Origin of the sequence: Aurantiacibacter suaedae (genome assembly GCF_005434915.1) — a bacterium.
GTDB classification, from domain to species: Bacteria; Pseudomonadota; Alphaproteobacteria; order Sphingomonadales; family Sphingomonadaceae; genus Alteraurantiacibacter; species Alteraurantiacibacter suaedae.
This window is the reverse complement of sequence record NZ_SKCG01000003.1, coordinates 636,046-651,837: the sequence shown is the minus strand read 5'-3', so window position 1 is coordinate 651,837 and position 15,792 is coordinate 636,046. Positions and strand designations below refer to the sequence as shown.

The window sequence follows — 15,792 nt, the reverse complement described above, 5'->3', positions numbered from 1 at the left end:
GCTCAAGCAGTGGGAAGAGATGGGCTACGGCAACTATCCGGTCTGCATGGCCAAGACGCAGTACTCGTTCTCGACCGACCCGACCGCGCTGGGCGCGCCCGAGGGCCACGAGATCGCCATTCGCGAAGTGCGTCTTTCAGCCGGTGCTGGCTTCGTGGTCGCCATCGCGGGCGACATCATGACCATGCCGGGCCTGCCCAAGGTGCCCTCGGCCGAGAACATCTATCTCGACGAGAACGGCCAGATCGAAGGCCTGTTTTAAGCCTTCCGGCCTGAGGCCGCACAGAAAGGGCCGCTCCAGCAATGGGGCGGCCCTTTTCGTTTGACCGTTTTCGATTGTCGCGCGTTCATGCCAGTGTCACTAGCGACCGAGCAGCATCGTGCCTGCCACTTGATAAGGAAGCGAAGAAATGTTCCGGAAAGCCCTGCTCACCCTCGCCATCGGGTCTTGCGCATTAGCGCTTGCCGCCTGCAACACGGTGCGCGGCGTCGGCCAGGATCTGGAATCGGTCGCCAACAGCACAGAGGAAGCGATCAACTAGGTCGTCTGCTCCTGCGCGAGCCTAGCCAGCATCCGCATCTTTCTTCGCGTTCCACGGCCAGCGTCCGTCGATCTCGACTTCAAGGCTGAACGACAGGAAGGTGCGGATAATCACAATCCCGCCCAGCACCATAACGCTTTCCAGCGTCGGCTCTACGGCAACCGTGCGGATGATGTCCGCCGCGACCAGCAATTCGAGCCCAACCAAAATCGACCGCCCGAGCATTCGGCGAAATTCGGGAATGAGCGCCGAGCGTTCTCTCGCCAGCGGACCATGCGTCCAAAGCGCCCCCACCCCGAGACGCCCGAAAGCCAGCAGCGACCCTGCAATGATGGCGGCGATGCCAACGAGTTCGAAGGCCTTGGCAACCGCGGTTGCAAAATCGAGCATCTGCGCATCGGAAATCATACTTCCCAAACCCGACGACCCTCGGCCAAGTTCCGGGAACGTCCGCAGGTCCTGTTCGTCGGTCTCATGAAGGAGACTGACCCATGTCGATCAAGGAAATGATTCGCGAACACCCGCAGGTGGGTGACGACTACAACGAAGATCTCGGCGAAGCTGTGAAGCACGCGATGTATTGCGCGGCAATCTGCAATTCCTGTGCCGATGCCTGCTCTGCCGAGCAAATGGACATGTCAGAGTGCATCCGCAAGTGCATGGACTGCGCCGACATCTGCCAGGCCGTCAGCCGCGTGGCGGCACGCCGTACTGCTGGCAACACCGTGGTCATCAAGTCGCTGCTCGAAGCCTGTGTGATTGCGTGCAAAATCTGCGCCGAGGAATGCGCCAAGCACGACAATGCGCATTGCAAGCGGTGCGAAAAGATGTGCCGCGAGTGCTTTGAAGACTGCGTGAAGGCGCTGCAAGGAATGCAGGAAGCGGCGCTTTCGTAACCCTTACGAAAGAAAGCGCTGAGCTTTTCGACTTGCCTGTGTTACAAGGTGCTTGCTGACGTCGACATTTGCGACGGACTTCGGCCTTTGACTAAGCGTTGCCACCCAATCGGCCGCGCCGCCAGACGACGACTTCCTTTCATCACACGACCTGACGCACGACCCCGGTGGCGCTTTTGCCGCCGGGCACTTTGTCTTCTGGAAAGGAAGCAATCATGAGCAAGACCGGTTCCGTCAAATTCTTCAATGCCGACAAGGGCTATGGTTTCATTCAGCCCGACGATGGCTCGGCTGACAGCTTCGTCCACATTACCGCAGTTCAGGCTGCCGGCATGGACACGCTGAACACTGACCAGCGCCTCAACTACGAAGTTGAGCAGGGCAAGAACGGCAAGGCTTCGGCCGTGAACCTCACGCCCGCAGACTGATTTACCGGGCTCACCTCCCCTGGCGTCAAGGCGCCGGGGGAGGCGCTCCCTTATAAAGGGGAATTTCTATGAGCCAGACCTTTGCATTCTACGATGCCCGCGCCGAAGAGGCTGCGCGCGACGCCAAGACGGCAACGCTGGACAATGTTCGCGAGCGTGCATTGCGGTCGCAGAAAACCTGGCGAGCATTGGCCGACCAAGCGAAGAAAATTGAAAAATCGCGCGCCAAGGCTGCCAGCGAACGTCTGGAACGCCTCGCCGCCGCAGAGGACGCAGAGGACGCAGCTACAGATCCGGCGACCACCGCCGCCGAAGCCTAGCCGATCAGGCCGCCTTTCGCGCCTTTTCCAGCTTTTTCAGCGCCATGTTGCGTTTCAGACGGCTCAGGTGGTCAATGAACAGCACGCCATTGAGATGGTCCATCTCATGCTGGATGCAAATCGCCATCAGGCCGTCCATCGGCTCTTCATGCGTGTTGCCTTCTAGATCCTGCCATCGCACGCGGCACGTCTTCGGGCGGTCCACATCGGCATAGATATCGGGCACCGAAAGGCAGCCTTCCTGATAGCTCGCCTGCTCTTCTGCCGGATCAAGAATTTCCGGGTTGATGAAGATGCGCGGTTCCTTCTTCGTGGGCTGATGGTGATGGTGGTGGCCATCGTGATCGCACGGCTCGGGCTCGGCGTCCGGGTCTTCGGGCTGGAGGTCGATCACCAGCACGCGCTGCGGCACGCCGACCTGAATAGCCGCCAGCCCAATGCCATTGGCGTCGTACATGGTTTCGAACATGTCCTCGACCAGCGTCTTCAGCTCGTCGTCGAATTTGTCGACGGGCACGGAGACCTGCTTGAGGACGGGATCGGGAACTTCAAGGATTTCGCGGATAGCCATGGGCGTTAGATAGGCGCGAGATGCGCGCCAATCAAGCGAGTGGGCGACGCGCCCGCAAAGCCTGTGCCAGAGTGCCCTCGTCAAGGTAATCCAGCTCGCCGCCGACCGGCAAACCATGCGCCAACTGGGTGATTCGCACGGGGAACCGGTCGAGCCGCTCGGCAAGGTAATGCGCGGTGGTCTGTCCTTCGAGTGTGGCGTTCATCGCCAGCACCACCTCATCGACCCCGCCTGCCTCAACGCGGGCCAGCAGGCGATCGATGGTAAGGTCTTCGGGCCGCACCCCGTCCAGCGCCGAGAGTCGACCGCCCAGGACGTGAAACGTGCCGCTGAACAGCTTGGCCCGGTCAAGCGCCCACAGATCGGCCACGTCCTCCACCACGCAGATCGCCTTGGCATCGCGGCGCGGATCGGCACAGATGCTGCACGGGTCCGTGGTGTCGACATTGCCGCAGATGGAGCATTCGACCAGCCTGCGTTCGACCACCTGCAACGCCTCGACCAGCTGCGCGAGTCCGGTCTGCCGGTGTTTGACCAGCCACAGTACCGCCCGGCGCGCCGATCGCGGCCCGAGGCCGGGCAGGCGGGCGAGTGCCGAGGCGAGGGTTTCGATTTCCGGGGACGCCATTCCAAATCCACTATCTGCTCATGCTGAGCTTGTCGAAGCATTGTACTTTCTACTAGCGCAGCGCTTTAAGGAAGTACGCCCCTTCGACAAGCTCGCGGTGAGCGGACATCGGGGGCACACGGGATTCGACAAGTGCGCATAACTTTCATGGGGACCCCGGATTTCTCGGTTGCAGTGCTCGATGCCCTGCATGAGGCCGGACACGAAATCTGCGCGGTCTATACCCAGCCGCCGCGCCCGGCGGGCCGGGGAAAGAAGCTGCGCCCTTCGCCGGTGCAGGCCCGTGCCGAGCAGCTGGGGCTGGAAGTGCGCCATCCGGTGAACTTCTCCGCCGCAGAAGACCGCAAGGCCTTTGCCGCGCTCGATGCCGATATTGCCGTGGTCGTGGCCTATGGTCTGCTGCTGCCGGTGGAGGTTCTCACCGCGCCGCGGCTTGGCTGCGTGAACGTCCATGCCTCGCTGCTGCCGCGCTGGCGCGGGGCCGCGCCGATCCAGCGCGCGATCCAGTCGGGCGATCCGATGACCGGGGTGACGATCATGCAGATGGAACGCGGGCTCGACACCGGCGACATGCTGCTGCGGGGCGAAACCCCCACCATGGGCAAGACGAGTGCCGACCTGCACGATGAACTTGCGCAGATGGGGGCCAGGCTGATGGTGAGCGCGCTCAGCCGTCTGTCCAGCCTCACGCCGCTGCCGCAGGACGAGGTCGCGGCAACCTATGCCGCGAAAATCGACAAGAGCGAAGCGCGGCTCGATTTCACAAAGCCCGCTGGCCTGCTCGAACGCGAAGTGCGCGCTTTTGCGCCCTTCCCCGGCGCGTGGTTCGAGCTGGACGGGGCGCGGGTAAAGCTACTGCGCGCAGAGGTGGTCGACGGCAGGGGCGCACCGGGCACCGTGCTCGACGAGCAGCTGACCATCGCCTGCGGCGACCGCGCGCTGCGCCCGGTGACGCTGCAACGCGCGGGCAAGCCGGCCATGGCGCTCGATGATTTTCTGCGCGGTAATCCGGTGGCCGAGGGCACCGTGCTGACATGACGCGCTTCGCGCTCACGGTAGAATTCGACGGCACCCCCTTCATGGGCCTGCAACGGCAGGTCCATGGCCCCACGGTGCAACAGGCGATCGAGGATGCCGCCCATAAGGTGACCGGGGAGAACCCGGTGCTCTTCAGCGCAGGGCGTACCGATAGCGGGGTCCACGCGCTCGCCATGCGTTGCCATCTCGATATCGAAAAACAGATTGAGCCGTTCCGCCTGTCCGAGGCGCTGAACGCGCACCTGCGGCCCGATCCAGTAGCAATCATCGGCTGCGAGGTGGTACCTGACGACTGGCACGCGCGGTTCTCCTGCGTGGGCCGCGCCTATGTTTACCGCATCGCCAACCGCCGCGCGCCGCTGACGCTGGAGAAGAACCGCGCCTGGCACGTCGCCCGCCCGCTCGATGCCGAGGCGATGCACCGGGCGGCGCAGGCGCTGGTTGGGTTGCACGATTTCACCACCTTCCGCTCTGCCCATTGCCAGGCGGCAAGCCCGGTGAAATCGCTAGACCGGCTCGACGTGCGGCGCGAGGGCGATCATGTGCTGATCGAGGCCGAGGCGCGCAGTTTCCTTCATCATCAGGTCCGATCGATGGTTGGCACGCTTTCGCTGGTCGGTCTGGGCCAGTGGCGTATCGAGCAGGTGGCCGAGGCGCTGGCAGCGGCGGACCGTTCTGCGCTCGGCCTAAACGCGCCTCCCGAGGGGCTCTATTTCCTGCGTGCATCGTACCCGAAGAGCTGAAAAGTCAGTACGACCAAGTCGCTCGCATGCGCTAATCGCAGTTGGGTTGAATTGTGATGCACCGCACAACAGCAGGACAGACTACAAAACGAGATGATGCAGGAACTCGATCCCTTCACCTAGCAACGGACGCTGCCATAAAGAAACTCCTGATCGCCATCAGCCACGCGGGCCTCGACCTTTCGAAGGCCTCCGATGTCGCCGTCACGCGCGACCGGATCGACGCCGCAGTCACCAACGCCTGCGCTAAGCTTAGCCGCCCCAGCGAGCGCGAAGCCTGTGTGCGCGACGGCACCTCCGCGATCGAATATGTCGCCCTGGCTGGGCTGGTGGCGGTTGGCTTGATTGTGGTCCTCGCCACCATCGGCGATAAGACCTCCAGCAAATTCTCCGAAGTCGATACGGCGTTCGGCCCGACGAATGACGCCGCGCTGGCACCGCGCCATCCTGTTCGACGCGGCGGCGGAAACCAAATCCCGACCTGATCAAAGCGAAAAGCGCCGAGGCTGCGCCGCGCTAAGGCCCTGCCTCGCTTTCCTGCGCTTGTCCGCGAGCAGCTTCAATCGCTCTTTCTGCCTCCTGTCGCGCTTGTTCCAGCCGCGCCGCGGCTGCTTCACGCGCCATATCGGCCACGCGCCGCGACGCCGCTTCCTCATCGATATCGACCGAAAACGTGCCATCGCCGATACGCGCACCGACCGGCGTTCCATCGACATCGGACACGATCACCGCCTCGCCATCGCGGATGATTACGCGGGTGCCGTCACCCATCGGAAACTCCCCGTCGGTGGGCACGTCAAGCGGCTGAACCGGGCCGGAGGGATCCGGGCGCGGCGTTTCGCGTGTGGGCACGGATTGCCCTGCGATCGCGCTGGTCATGAAGTCACGCCAGATCCGCGCCGGAAGGCCCCCGCCGTGGACACCGTTCAGCGGCGAGTTATCATCGTTGCCGATCCAGACGCCGACCACCAGCCGGTCATCACCCTCGCCCGCATAGCCAACGAACAACGCATCGCGGTTGTTCTGCGTGGTGCCCGTCTTGCCGAAGTTCGGACCCGAGAGAATAGCCGCACGGCCCGTGCCCGAGTTGATCGCGCCGCGCAGCAGCGTCTCCATCTCCTCATGGTCGCCGAAACCGAGCGAGCTTTTGCCGTTCCACAGCCAGTCGAACCAGCCCTCCTCTTCCGCGGGAAAGGCATGGGCCGCGACTGGAAAGGCATTGCCCGCCACCCCGGCATAGGCGCTGGTGAGTTCGAGCAGCGTCATCGTGCTGGTGCCCAGCGCCAGGCTCGGATCGCCTGCCGGAAGGTCGGAGGTGACGCCCAGGTCGCGCGCGGTTTCGATCACCTTGTCGATCCCTACGGCCTGCGCCAATCGCACCGCCGCCACGTTCGAGCTTTGGGCAAAGGCATCGGCCAGCGTGATCGTGGGGGAATAGCGCCCGCCCGCATTACCCGGGCGGTAGGAGCCGGTGGTGAATTCGGTGTTGTCGATGGTGTCGCCGGGGTGCCAACCATTGCGCAGGGCGGCGAGATAGACGAACAGCTTGAAGGTCGAGCCGGGCTGGCGACGCGCCTGCGTGGCGCGGTTGAACGGACTTTGCGCATAGTCCTTGCCGCCGATCATCGCCACGACCTCGCCGTTGGGCCGCATCGCCACCAGCGCCACCTGCGCAGATCCGAGCGGGGCGCGTTCGGTAACACGGCGAGCGATGTTCTGGAGGCGCGAATCGAGCGTGGTGGTGATCGTGCGGCTGGCATAGGCTTCCGCCCCGCCCGCCTCGGCCTGCGGCAGCGCCCAGTCGGCGAAATAGGTGCCGGTGGGTATCTCCTCGCGCTCGCGCACGTCGAGCCGGGGCACCTGCATGGCATCGGCCTCGCCTTGCGTGATATAGCCCGCTGCGACCATCGCATTCTTCACCAGCTGGAAGCGTGCGGCGGCGAGATCGGGGTTGCGCGTGGGGGCAAGGCGGCTCGGCGCCTGCAACAGGCCCGCCAGCATCGCCGCCTGTTCCGGTTTCAGGTTCTCCGGCTTGCGATAGAAATAGTGCAGGCTGGCCGCGCGCAGGCCATACATGTTGTCGCCGAAATAGGCGTTCGAGAGGTAGCGCTCGAGGATCTCGTCCTTGGTCAGCCAGGCCTCCAGCCAGAACGCGATCAATGCCTCGCGCGCCTTGCGGGTGAGCGTGCGTTCAGGGCTGAGGAAGGTGAACTTCGCGAGCTGCTGCGTGATCGTGGAGCCGCCGCCGGTGCCGGTAAAGGCGGCACGGGCGATGCCGCGCGGGTCCACACCCCAGTGCGAATAGAAGCGCCGGTCCTCGATGGCGAGAAAGGCTTCGACCACGTGCGGCGGCAGGTCGGCCACCACCACCGGCTCGCCCACCACCGCGCCCTTGCGCGCAATCGGCGTGCCATCGGCGGCGAGCAGCGTGACCTGCGGCGCGGCGATCGGTTGCAGGGACTTGCTGAGCGGCGCGGTAATCGCCAGCCAGGCGACCAGCAGGATGAACACGAGCGCCACGGCCGCGCTGATTCGCCCGAACCACCAGAGCCATCCGCGCGCGGCGATCCGCTCCCATATCCGCCCTCTTAGCGTCGTGCGTCTGGGCGGGGTCGGCGGCAGATAAGACGGCTGGCGCGGTCCGCGCGGGCGGAACGCCAGATCGTCATCGTCGTCGAGATCGGCATAGGGCGTCCACGGCGCATCCTCGAGCGCAAGATCGCGCGGCATACGCTCGCCCCAGCGCTCCGCCGAGGCGGATTTACGCGACGACGAAAAGGGCCACATCGGGATTATGCCAGTGTATTGTCACAGCAACACACTATTGGCGCGCGCCGTCTGAAGCAAGGCTGAACTGCCCTGCTCCGTAGACGGCCCGAGCCGATCAACCCTGACGGACCGCACTCTCGGGCAAGTCCTCGCCGAACACGCGCTGATAATACTCGGCCACCAGCATCCGTTCGGCCTCGTCGCACTTGTTCAGGAACGAGAGCCGGAACGCGAGCCCGACATTGCCGAAAATCTCGGTGTTTTCGGCCCAGGTGATGACGGTACGCGGGCTCATCACGGTCGAGATGTCGCCGTTGATAAACCCTTGGCGCGACAGATCAGCCACGCGTATCATGTTCGCCACCATCGCATCGTCGAGCTTGGTCTTGGCGCCAACGATCTTGCGCTCAGTGTCGGCGGGCAGATAGTTGAGGCCGACGACGATATTCCAGCGGTCCATCTGGCCCTGATTGATCGCCTGCGTGCCGTGATAGAGCCCGCTGGTGTCGCCCAAGCCCACGGTGTTGGCCGTGGCGAACAGGCGGAAGTTGGGATCGGGCCGGATCACGCGGTTCTGGTCAAGCAGGGTCAGCTTGCCTGCCTGCTCCAGCACGCGCTGGATCACGAACATCACGTCGGGCCGGCCCGCGTCATATTCGTCGAACACCAAGGCAACCGGGTGTTGCAGCGCCCAGGGCAGCAGGCCCTCGCGGAATTCGGTCACCTGCAAGCCGTCGCGCAGCACGATGGCATCGCGCCCGACAAGGTCGATACGGCTGATATGCGCATCGAGGTTGATGCGGATACACGGCCAGTTGAGGCGGGCAGCGACCTGCTCAATATGGGTCGACTTGCCCGTGCCGTGATAGCCCTGCACCATCACGCGGCGGTTATGCGCAAAGCCCGCAAGAATCGCCAGTGTGGTATCCGGCTCGAATACATAGTTCGGATCGGTATCGGGCACGCGCTCGTCCGCCTTGGAAAAGGCCGGGACTTTCATATCCACATCGATCCCAAAGGTCTCCCGCACGTCGAGTTCGATATCGGGAGCGGCCATCACGGTGCCGTCGGTTTCGTGAGTCTTGGTAAGTTCGGTCATCTCGCGAGGATGCCTAGCGGCGCGGCATGGCCGCCGCAACACGCTATTGCAGCGCACGGTGTCAGGCGGCTGCCTTCTCCGGCCAGCTAAGCGCCGCGATGAGGCGCGAGAGATCCTCCGCCTTGCCCATAATCGCCCTGTCTTCACCAGCGGCCGCCCAGGCGACAAACGGCATCCGGGCATAGAACAGGGCGAACATCGCATTGCCGCTTTCTGCGCGCACGATTACATCCTGCGTCGAGGTATCGCCGCGTCGCACGATCACGGTCGCACCGGTGACCCAGGCGATAAAGCGGTGCTGGCCAATCTCCAGCCCCAGCGTAGACCCGCGCGAATCAGCGCCGCGAGAAGGATCGAACGTCATCGGCAGGGTCAGTGCGAAGGCTGAAGCGCTGATCGGCAGGGTCTCGTCATGCAGGTCGGAGCGCATGGCCCAGAGCGCCATTTCGCGGATGATCGGCTCGGCCTGCTGGCCCCACTGCGTAAGTTCGTAAGCCTCAACCCCCACCGTCGAAGGCAGGGTTACTTTTTGCAACAGGCCCGTTTCTGCAAGGCCGTTAAGCCGTTCGGTCAGAACCCTTGCGGAAATACCGGGCAGATCGGCGCGCAATTCGGAAAATCGCCGCGGCCCGAGCAGCAGCTCGCGAACGATCGGGAGCGACCAGCGCTCTCCCAGCACTTCCAGGGCCATAGCCATGCCGCAGCCATCGCCGTACCATCGGCCATGCACCTGTTCGGGCTCGTTGCTCAGCTTTCTCAACGCCATGGTTGGTTTATGTAACCCGAAGGTTACCAGAACGTAAGCGACGCGCCAGGCAGGAAAGATCGTGCCCGCCAATCCGGCTTGACCGGAGCACCTATGTTCTTTATTTGTTCACGCCCGTCAGAGGAGCATTCACATGGCCGATTTCACCCTGCTCTTCAATCCGATGAGCCGCGCGCTGATCGGCAAGTGGGCGCTTGAGGAGGCTGGCGCGGATTATGCCATCTTCCCGGTGGAATGGGATAACAAACCGGCGGAACTGTTTGCAGCCAACCCCCTTGGCAAGGTTCCCGCGCTGATCCACCACACCGCCGGGGCAGACTACGCGGTGAGCGAATGTGCTGCGATCTGCCACTATCTCGCTGAAACGGCGGCCCCTGCCCTATTGCCGAGCGATGCCGAAAAGGCCGACTATTTCCGCATGATGTTCTTTGCCGCTGGGCCGGTGGAAGCGGCGGTGTCGAACAAGGCAGCCGGCTGGGTGCCCGAGGGTGAACGCGGTGAAATGACCATTGGTTATGGTAGCTTTGAACGCGCCGCCGCCATGCTCGATGGCTGGTTTGCCGAGCGCCACTATGTCTGCGGCGCGCGGTTTACCATGGCGGATGTCTATGTCGGCAGCCAGGTCGACTGGGGGCTGCGGTTCGGTTCGATCCCGGCTGGGGAGAACCTCGAAGCCTATGCAGCAAGGCTGCGCGAACGCCCGGCCTATGCCGCCAGCATGGGCGCGATACCCGCCTGATAGCTCACGAAAAGGCGTGAGCGCGGCGTAACACCTGATAGGCCTCCACCACACGCTGAAGGCGGTTCTCATGGCTGCGGTCGCCGCCGTTGCGGTCTGGGTGATAGCGGCGCACCAGTTCGGAATAACGGCGGCGAAGCTGCGGTTTGTCCGCCTCCTGCGTCAGCCCCATCACCTGCAAGGCCTCGCGCTCGCGTGCCGAGAAGCGCACCGCCCGCGCCGCCTCGGCCTGCGCCCGCTCGCCGCGGGCTCGCGCGGCATTGCGAATGCCCTCGGCGCGCGCGCCAATGGCGTCGAGCGGGTCGTCGAAATCGGCCCATCGAGGTTTGCTGAAATTTGCCGCGCCGCCAAAACTCGGGCTTTCGCGCCGCCAGCCGGCAGCGGGTGACTGCGCGTCGAAAATTTCGTCGGCGCTCATGCCGTCGAACCAGTCATAACCGGCGTTGAACTCGCGCACGTGCTCAAGACAGAACCAGCGATATTCGCCCGGCCCGTCGAACCCGTGCCCGCGATCGCCCGGAGCGCGAAATTCGCCCGGTTCGTCGCATCCGGGCCTCTCGCAGGTCCGCGCGCTGTCTTCGTATCTTCCGTGAAACTTGCCTTGTCGAGACTTGTCTTGCCGCATTCGCCTTATGATGGGGGCCTAGGCGCGCAAAGGAAAGCCCCCTACATGGGCGGACATGGCCGAAACTATGCAATCCACGATCGAGACCCTCCTGACGGAGGCCCTGGAACCCACCCGGCTGGAGGTGATCAACGAAAGCGCCCTCCATTCGGGCCATTCCGGCGACGATGGCAGCGGCGAGTCGCACTTTGCCGTCATCATCGAGAGCCCGAAATTTGCCGGCGTCAGCCGCGTGATGCGTCAGCGCATGGTCAACCAAGCGCTGGGCGACATTCCTGGCGAGCGGGTTCACGCGCTTGCGATCAAGGCCTCGGCACCGGGAGAGTAACCGCATGAGTTATCAGCTGTTCTACTGGCCGAGCGTTCCCGGACGCGGCGAATTCGTGCGCCTGTTTATGGAAGCCGCCGAACTCGAATACGAGGACATGGCGCGCACCGATGGCGCCGATGCTTTGGTGGAAGACCTGCACGCGCGTGAGGGCATCCGCCCTTTCGCCCCGCCCTATCTGGTCGATGACGAGGTGGTGATCGGGCAGACCGCGCTGATCCTGCTCTATCTTTCAGACAAGGAGGGGCTCGGCTCGGGCGACCTCGCCACCGATCTCAAGCTGATGCAGTTGCAGATGGATATCGCTGATCTGGTCGAGGAAATCCACGGCACCCATCACCCGATCGCACCCAGCCTCTACTATGCCGACCAGATGGATGCGGCCTACGAAAAGGCCGCCGACCTTCGTGCCAACCGCTTGCCCAAGTATCTGATCCACTTCGATAATGCTCTTGCCGCCAATGGCGGGCCGTTCATGCTTGGCGAGCAGTGGAGCCATGTCGACACCAGCCTGTTCCAGCTGATGGAGGGGCTCGACTACGCCTTTCCCAATTACATGGCGCAGATGCAGGGCACCTGGGCCAACCTTGAGGCGCTGCAGGCCGCCGTGCCCGATATCGAAGGCCTGACCGCCTATCTCGCCAGCGAGCAGCGGATGGATTTCAACGAGGATGGCATCTTCCGCCATTACGAAGAACTCGACGAACAGTAGGAGCCCGATTTTCCAATGGATTATGTCCGCCTGGGTCGCACCGAAGCCATGGTCGGCGTGGCGGGGCTCGGCTGCGGGGGGCATTCTCGGCTCGGCATGGCGGGCGGCGCTTCGAGTGCCGAGGCGAGCCGGATCGTTGCCAAGGCGCTCGACCTCGGGGTGAATTTTCTAGATACGGCAAGGTCTTACGGCACGGAAGAAGCAGTGGGCCTCGGCATTCGCGGGCATGATCGCAGCAAGCTGTTCATCTCGACCAAAAGCTGGGCCGGCACCGATCTGTCGAACCGCAACCCCGATCCGCTCCCCGTGGCCGACTTCGTCGCCAACCTCGAAACCAGTTTGCGCACGCTGGGCACCGACTATGTCGATCTATGGCATCTTCACGGGGTTGCACCTTTTCAACTTGACCATGTTTACAACGAGTTGCTGCCCGAAATGCATCGCCAGCGCGACCTCGGGAAGATCCGCTTCATCGGCATAACCGAGGCCTTCCGCGAGGACTTGCGCCACGAAACATTGCAACAGGCGCTGCCCACCGGCCACTTCGACGTGGCGATGGTGGGATTCAATCTCATCAATCCCTGCGCGCGCAACACGGTGTTCCCGCTTGCGATCGAGCACGATGTCGGCACGCTGGTCATGTTTGCCGTCCGCCGCGCGCTTAATAGTGCCGAAAACGCGGCCGAAGCGGTGGCACAATTGATTGAACTGGGCGAAGTCGATCCCGCATCGGTCGATCCGGCCGATCCGCTCGGCTTTCTCGCCGCGCATCCTGCAATCAAATCGCAGGTGGAGGCCGCCTATCGCTTCTGCCGGTATGAGCCCGGTGCGCATGTCGTGCTGACGGGCACCGGCAAGGAGGCACATCTGGAAGAGAACCTTGCCTCTATTCTCGCTCCGCCGCTCCCAGCAGAAACCAGCGAGCGGCTGGCACGTATTTTCGGCTCTGCCACCAGCATTTCCGGCGAGTAACCCTATGAGCATTATCCAGACCGTCACCCCCGTCAGCCACGATCTTGGCGGCTTTACCGTGCGCCGGGCGGTGCCCAGCCCGCAGTGCCGGATGGTTGGGCCCTTCGTGTTCATCGACCAGCTCGGCCCCGCCCGGCTCGATGTCGGTGATGGGATGGACGTGCGCCCGCACCCGCATATCAACCTGGCCACTGTGACCTGGCTGATCGGCGGCGATCATGCCCCCGGTAATTTTTCAGGCGCAATCGAGCATCGCGACAGTCTCGGCACGTTCAGCACGATCCGCCCCGGCACGGTCAACCTGATGACCGCTGGACGAGGAATCGTCCATTCCGAGCGTTCGCCGCAGGACGAACGGCAGAAGGGTGCGGGGATTTACGGGATGCAGACGTGGCTCGCCCTGCCCGAGGCGCAGGAAGAGATCGACCCGGCCTTCGAAGCCGTGAGCGATCTGCCGATGATCGAAGATACCTGCGTGAAGGCGCGCGTGATCATGGGCAGTTTATGGGGCCGCACCGCGCCCGTCACCACCTATGCCGAGACGATCAATGCCGAGATCGTGCTCGGCGGTGGCGGCTCCATCCCCATCGATGCCGAGGCTGACGAGCGCGCGCTGATGTTGGTGGGCGGCGCCGCCACCATCGACGGCCAACCGCTCGGGCTCTACGAACTGACGCTGCTGAAGCCCGGCGCGGCGATGACGCTCGCCTCGGACACCGGCGGCACGGTGATGCTGATGGGCGGCGAGGCCTTTGCCACAAAGCGCCACGTGTTCTGGAACTTCGTCAGCTCCGACCGCGAGCGGATCAATCAGGCCAAGGAAGACTGGCGCGAAGGCCGCTTCCCCAAGGTTCCGGGCGACGAGGAAGAGTTCATCCCCCTCCCCGACAAGCCCAAAACCGTGAGCTATCCCTGAGCATAAACCACCGCTAAGGCACAGACCCATGACCCGCATCGCTCTTTGCGCCGCTGTTGCTGCGGCTCTTTTCGCCATTCCCGCACATTCTCAGGAGACCCCCGTGAACAAAGGCCAATCCTCCGCCTGGCTTAACGAACAGCAGGCCGCGCTCGCCGAAGCGACGCAGGCCGAGGGCTGGTACACGCTCGACGGCGGCGTGAAGTTCCGCCGCACCGCCGGTGACGGCACCGGCCCCGCGCCGACCGTGCAGGACACGGTGACGGTGCACTACACTGGCAAGCTGACCGACGGCACGACCTTCGATTCGAGCCGTGGCCGCGATCCGGCGACTTTCCCGCTGGGGCGGCTGGTGAAGGCCTGGCAGATCGCGATTCCCTACATGGGCGTGGGCGACACCGCCGAGATTCTGGTGCCGGCCGAGATGGGCTACGGCGCGCGCGGTGCGGGGCCTATCCTGCCCGCCTCGACGCTGTGGTTCGAGATCGAGCTGCTGGAGATCGAGGACTGAGCTTAGCTCAAAAACCACCATCCCAACCCTTCCCCACGGGTAAGGGCTTTTTACTCCCCAACCCCTCCTCTCGGGGAGGGGTTGGGGGTACGGCAATCGATCGCTCAGCCCTGCCACTCGACCCATGCGCCGTGCGGGTGCGCTTCGGCCAGTTGCACCGTCTCGTCTCCGCCGGGCCAGTAACGCAGTTTCAATTCATGGCGAAAGGTCGCCCGGTTGGTCTCGACCGCGATCCACGCCAGCGGGCGTTCCTTCGAAGCAGCCGCCCACGCCTCTTCCATCGCCTCGGTAATCTTGGCACGCGAAGCCTCAGGCAGATATTGCCACATCACCGTGTGGAACAACACGCGGGTCACGCCCGCCTCCTGCGGTTCCGCCAATTTTTGCACCACGAATTCGGCCGCATCCATCTGCACCAGATCGGGCGCGGCACGTGTAGCCATGGCGATGGCGGCCTCCATCCGCTTCATGCGTTCTGTCGCGTCGGCCCAGATGTAGCTCTTCAGCCGCAGCGCCTGCGCCTCGTCGGTGAGGTCGATCGGCGCAAGGTCGCAGCCCGCCACATCGATAATCTCCACCTCGCCCGCAGGCGGCGCATCGCCGCGCCATTCGGGCGTTATCTTCATGCTCGAAAGGCTCGGCCCCGCCTTGGTGCCGCCCAGATCATAGCGATAGCGCGCCATCATGGTGTTGATGCCCGCGCTGGCGCCGATTTCGATCAACTGGAACTTCGGCCCGAATTTTTGCGCCAGCCACAAGAGCGCGCCCATCACCGAAGCCGAACGCCCCGCCTCATTGGTCTGCGGGGGGCCGTCGAGCCACGGCAGCAACACAGTGTCGAACTTGCGCGCGGCTTCCAGCACGATGGCGTCGATCTGCCCCTGATCGCTCACCAGCCCGGCATAGATCGGCGCAAGACGCGGCTCTTCACCTGTGAGGTGAAGGAAATGCAGCGCACCCGCGATCCGCAGCGGCATCGCATCTTCCAGCACCGCGCCCTGCCAGGCCGCCATGCGTCGCCCGGTCGCGGTGTCGCCAGCCTCGGCAATCGCGAGCGTTGCCAGAATGATCTTGCCGGTGATCGGCGCGCCCGCCCGCGTGGCGTGTTCGGCCTGCCAGCGAATGCCCTCGGCAACGTCGGTGATCTCCATGAGGCCGCGTTCCTGCTTGCCCGTCTGTGCCATTGGTG

22 protein-coding genes are annotated in these 15,792 nt (G+C 63.8%); 14 read left to right on the top strand and 8 right to left on the bottom strand.

Features of this window, described 5'->3' with window-relative positions; genetic code table 11:
* Both E0473_RS14000 and E0473_RS13995 read left to right on the top strand, forming a co-directional pair.
* Positions 1-262, top strand: a 262-nt coding sequence (locus E0473_RS14000) for a formate--tetrahydrofolate ligase (protein WP_137681485.1), incomplete at its 5' end; no start/stop codon positions are given.
* 148 nt (positions 263-410) lie between these two features.
* The gene (locus E0473_RS13995; protein WP_137681484.1) at positions 411-542 is read left to right on the top strand and encodes an entericidin A/B family lipoprotein; all 132 of its coding nucleotides are present in this window, start codon (positions 411-413) and stop codon (positions 540-542) included.
* A 21-nt stretch (positions 543-563) separates the two neighbouring features.
* Here E0473_RS13995 and E0473_RS13990 read toward each other — a convergent pair whose 3' ends face one another.
* A complete protein-coding gene (locus tag E0473_RS13990) occupies positions 564-950 on the bottom strand; it encodes a DUF1622 domain-containing protein (RefSeq protein WP_241657520.1) in 387 nt (128 codons plus the stop codon).
* A gap of 83 nt (positions 951-1,033) precedes the next feature.
* Between E0473_RS13990 and E0473_RS13985 the strand changes: the two genes are divergently transcribed.
* The 3 genes from E0473_RS13985 (at position 1,034) to E0473_RS13975 (ending at position 2,186) form a co-directional block, all read left to right on the top strand.
* Positions 1,034-1,438, top strand: coding sequence for a four-helix bundle copper-binding protein (locus E0473_RS13985; RefSeq protein WP_137681483.1), 405 nt, complete (start codon positions 1,034-1,036; stop codon positions 1,436-1,438).
* Between the two features lie 215 nt (positions 1,439-1,653).
* Complete coding sequence (locus E0473_RS13980; protein WP_137681482.1) at positions 1,654-1,866, top strand: cold-shock protein; 213 nt, start codon at positions 1,654-1,656, stop codon at positions 1,864-1,866.
* A 68-nt stretch (positions 1,867-1,934) separates the two neighbouring features.
* Complete coding sequence (locus tag E0473_RS13975; RefSeq protein ID WP_137681481.1) at positions 1,935-2,186, top strand: hypothetical protein; 252 nt, start codon at positions 1,935-1,937, stop codon at positions 2,184-2,186.
* Positions 2,187-2,190: 4 nt separating this feature from the next.
* On the opposite strand, the gene def is transcribed toward E0473_RS13975, so the two are convergent.
* Entirely contained in the window at positions 2,191-2,757 is a 567-nt protein-coding gene (gene def, locus E0473_RS13970) for a peptide deformylase (RefSeq protein WP_137681480.1), read from the bottom strand.
* Between the two features lie 31 nt (positions 2,758-2,788).
* Complete coding sequence (gene recR / locus E0473_RS13965) at positions 2,789-3,385, bottom strand: recombination mediator RecR (RefSeq protein ID WP_137681479.1); 597 nt, start codon at positions 3,383-3,385, stop codon at positions 2,789-2,791.
* 132 nt (positions 3,386-3,517) lie between these two features.
* On the opposite strand from recR, the gene fmt reads away from it, so the two are divergent.
* From fmt to E0473_RS13950, 3 genes are read left to right on the top strand one after another with little or no spacing between them, the layout of a single operon-like run.
* On the top strand, positions 3,518-4,423 hold the full coding sequence (fmt, locus tag E0473_RS13960; protein WP_137681478.1) for a methionyl-tRNA formyltransferase: 906 nt from the start codon (positions 3,518-3,520) through the stop codon (positions 4,421-4,423).
* Positions 4,420-5,166 (top strand): tRNA pseudouridine(38-40) synthase TruA, encoded by a 747-nt coding sequence (gene truA, locus E0473_RS13955; protein WP_137681477.1) that lies wholly within the window; start codon positions 4,420-4,422, stop codon positions 5,164-5,166. Before fmt ends, truA begins: the two co-directional genes overlap by 4 nt.
* 56 nt (positions 5,167-5,222) lie before the next feature.
* Positions 5,223-5,651, top strand: a complete 429-nt coding sequence (locus E0473_RS13950; protein ID WP_137681476.1) for a Flp family type IVb pilin — start codon at positions 5,223-5,225, stop codon at positions 5,649-5,651.
* A gap of 31 nt (positions 5,652-5,682) precedes the next feature.
* Here the strand turns inward: E0473_RS13950 and E0473_RS13945 are convergent, their stop codons facing one another.
* From E0473_RS13945 to E0473_RS13935, 3 genes are all read right to left on the bottom strand, one after another.
* Positions 5,683-7,896, bottom strand: a complete 2,214-nt coding sequence (locus E0473_RS13945) for a transglycosylase domain-containing protein (protein ID WP_137681545.1) — start codon at positions 7,894-7,896, stop codon at positions 5,683-5,685.
* A gap of 154 nt (positions 7,897-8,050) precedes the next feature.
* A complete protein-coding gene (gene cobS / locus E0473_RS13940) occupies positions 8,051-9,034 on the bottom strand; it encodes a cobaltochelatase subunit CobS (protein WP_137681475.1) in 984 nt (327 codons plus the stop codon).
* A 61-nt stretch (positions 9,035-9,095) separates the two neighbouring features.
* The gene (locus tag E0473_RS13935; protein ID WP_137681474.1) at positions 9,096-9,800 is read right to left on the bottom strand and encodes a winged helix-turn-helix transcriptional regulator; all 705 of its coding nucleotides are present in this window, start codon (positions 9,798-9,800) and stop codon (positions 9,096-9,098) included.
* A 133-nt stretch (positions 9,801-9,933) separates the two neighbouring features.
* Here E0473_RS13935 and E0473_RS13930 point away from each other — a divergent pair, with 133 nt between their 5' ends.
* A complete protein-coding gene (locus tag E0473_RS13930) occupies positions 9,934-10,539 on the top strand; it encodes a glutathione S-transferase family protein (RefSeq protein ID WP_137681473.1) in 606 nt (201 codons plus the stop codon).
* 4 nt (positions 10,540-10,543) lie between these two features.
* Here E0473_RS13930 and E0473_RS13925 read toward each other — a convergent pair whose 3' ends face one another.
* Entirely contained in the window at positions 10,544-11,164 is a 621-nt protein-coding gene (locus E0473_RS13925) for a J domain-containing protein (RefSeq protein WP_137681472.1), read from the bottom strand.
* A 67-nt stretch (positions 11,165-11,231) separates the two neighbouring features.
* On the opposite strand from E0473_RS13925, the gene E0473_RS13920 reads away from it, so the two are divergent.
* From E0473_RS13920 to E0473_RS13900, 5 genes are all read left to right on the top strand, one after another.
* Positions 11,232-11,492, top strand: coding sequence for a BolA family protein (locus E0473_RS13920; protein ID WP_241657518.1), 261 nt, complete (start codon positions 11,232-11,234; stop codon positions 11,490-11,492).
* A 4-nt stretch (positions 11,493-11,496) separates the two neighbouring features.
* The gene (locus E0473_RS13915) at positions 11,497-12,204 is read left to right on the top strand and encodes a glutathione S-transferase (protein ID WP_137681470.1); all 708 of its coding nucleotides are present in this window, start codon (positions 11,497-11,499) and stop codon (positions 12,202-12,204) included.
* 15 nt (positions 12,205-12,219) lie between these two features.
* Positions 12,220-13,176 (top strand): aldo/keto reductase, encoded by a 957-nt coding sequence (locus E0473_RS13910; protein WP_137681469.1) that lies wholly within the window; start codon positions 12,220-12,222, stop codon positions 13,174-13,176.
* Positions 13,177-13,180: 4 nt separating this feature from the next.
* Positions 13,181-14,092, top strand: coding sequence for a pirin family protein (locus E0473_RS13905; protein ID WP_137681468.1), 912 nt, complete (start codon positions 13,181-13,183; stop codon positions 14,090-14,092).
* Between the two features lie 103 nt (positions 14,093-14,195).
* On the top strand, positions 14,196-14,603 hold the full coding sequence (locus E0473_RS13900) for an FKBP-type peptidyl-prolyl cis-trans isomerase (RefSeq protein ID WP_241657517.1): 408 nt from the start codon (positions 14,196-14,198) through the stop codon (positions 14,601-14,603).
* A 104-nt stretch (positions 14,604-14,707) separates the two neighbouring features.
* On the opposite strand, the gene E0473_RS13895 is transcribed toward E0473_RS13900, so the two are convergent.
* Positions 14,708-15,787: a DUF2332 domain-containing protein gene (locus E0473_RS13895; protein ID WP_241657516.1), complete on the bottom strand. Its 1,080-nt coding sequence runs from the start codon at positions 15,785-15,787 to the stop codon at positions 14,708-14,710.
* Positions 15,788-15,792: the final 5 nt, after the last annotated feature.

Excerpts from the sequence above, each read along its gene's own strand:
- E0473_RS13945 (WP_137681545.1), bottom strand. The coding sequence starts at position 7,896 with ATGCCGCGCGATCTTGCGCTCGAGGATGCGCCGTGGACGCCCTATGCC.
- E0473_RS13905 (WP_137681468.1), top strand. The coding sequence starts at position 13,181 with ATGAGCATTATCCAGACCGTCACCCCCGTCAGCCACGATCTTGGCGGC.
- E0473_RS13925 (WP_137681472.1), bottom strand. The coding sequence starts at position 11,164 with ATGCGGCAAGACAAGTCTCGACAAGGCAAGTTTCACGGAAGATACGAA.
- E0473_RS13980 (WP_137681482.1), top strand. The coding sequence starts at position 1,654 with ATGAGCAAGACCGGTTCCGTCAAATTCTTCAATGCCGACAAGGGCTAT.
- def (WP_137681480.1), bottom strand. The coding sequence starts at position 2,757 with ATGGCTATCCGCGAAATCCTTGAAGTTCCCGATCCCGTCCTCAAGCAG.
- E0473_RS13910 (WP_137681469.1), top strand. The coding sequence starts at position 12,220 with ATGGATTATGTCCGCCTGGGTCGCACCGAAGCCATGGTCGGCGTGGCG.
- E0473_RS13935 (WP_137681474.1), bottom strand. The coding sequence starts at position 9,800 with ATGGCGTTGAGAAAGCTGAGCAACGAGCCCGAACAGGTGCATGGCCGA.
- E0473_RS13975 (WP_137681481.1), top strand. The coding sequence starts at position 1,935 with ATGAGCCAGACCTTTGCATTCTACGATGCCCGCGCCGAAGAGGCTGCG.
- E0473_RS13930 (WP_137681473.1), top strand. The coding sequence starts at position 9,934 with ATGGCCGATTTCACCCTGCTCTTCAATCCGATGAGCCGCGCGCTGATC.
- E0473_RS13995 (WP_137681484.1), top strand. The coding sequence starts at position 411 with ATGTTCCGGAAAGCCCTGCTCACCCTCGCCATCGGGTCTTGCGCATTA.
- E0473_RS13920 (WP_241657518.1), top strand. The coding sequence starts at position 11,232 with ATGCAATCCACGATCGAGACCCTCCTGACGGAGGCCCTGGAACCCACC.
- E0473_RS13990 (WP_241657520.1), bottom strand. The coding sequence starts at position 950 with ATGATTTCCGATGCGCAGATGCTCGATTTTGCAACCGCGGTTGCCAAG.
- recR (WP_137681479.1), bottom strand. The coding sequence starts at position 3,385 with ATGGCGTCCCCGGAAATCGAAACCCTCGCCTCGGCACTCGCCCGCCTG.
- E0473_RS13985 (WP_137681483.1), top strand. The coding sequence starts at position 1,034 with ATGTCGATCAAGGAAATGATTCGCGAACACCCGCAGGTGGGTGACGAC.
- truA (WP_137681477.1), top strand. The coding sequence starts at position 4,420 with ATGACGCGCTTCGCGCTCACGGTAGAATTCGACGGCACCCCCTTCATG.
- cobS (WP_137681475.1), bottom strand. The coding sequence starts at position 9,034 with ATGACCGAACTTACCAAGACTCACGAAACCGACGGCACCGTGATGGCC.
- E0473_RS13895 (WP_241657516.1), bottom strand. The coding sequence starts at position 15,787 with ATGGCACAGACGGGCAAGCAGGAACGCGGCCTCATGGAGATCACCGAC.
- E0473_RS13915 (WP_137681470.1), top strand. The coding sequence starts at position 11,497 with ATGAGTTATCAGCTGTTCTACTGGCCGAGCGTTCCCGGACGCGGCGAA.
- E0473_RS13950 (WP_137681476.1), top strand. The coding sequence starts at position 5,223 with ATGCACCGCACAACAGCAGGACAGACTACAAAACGAGATGATGCAGGA.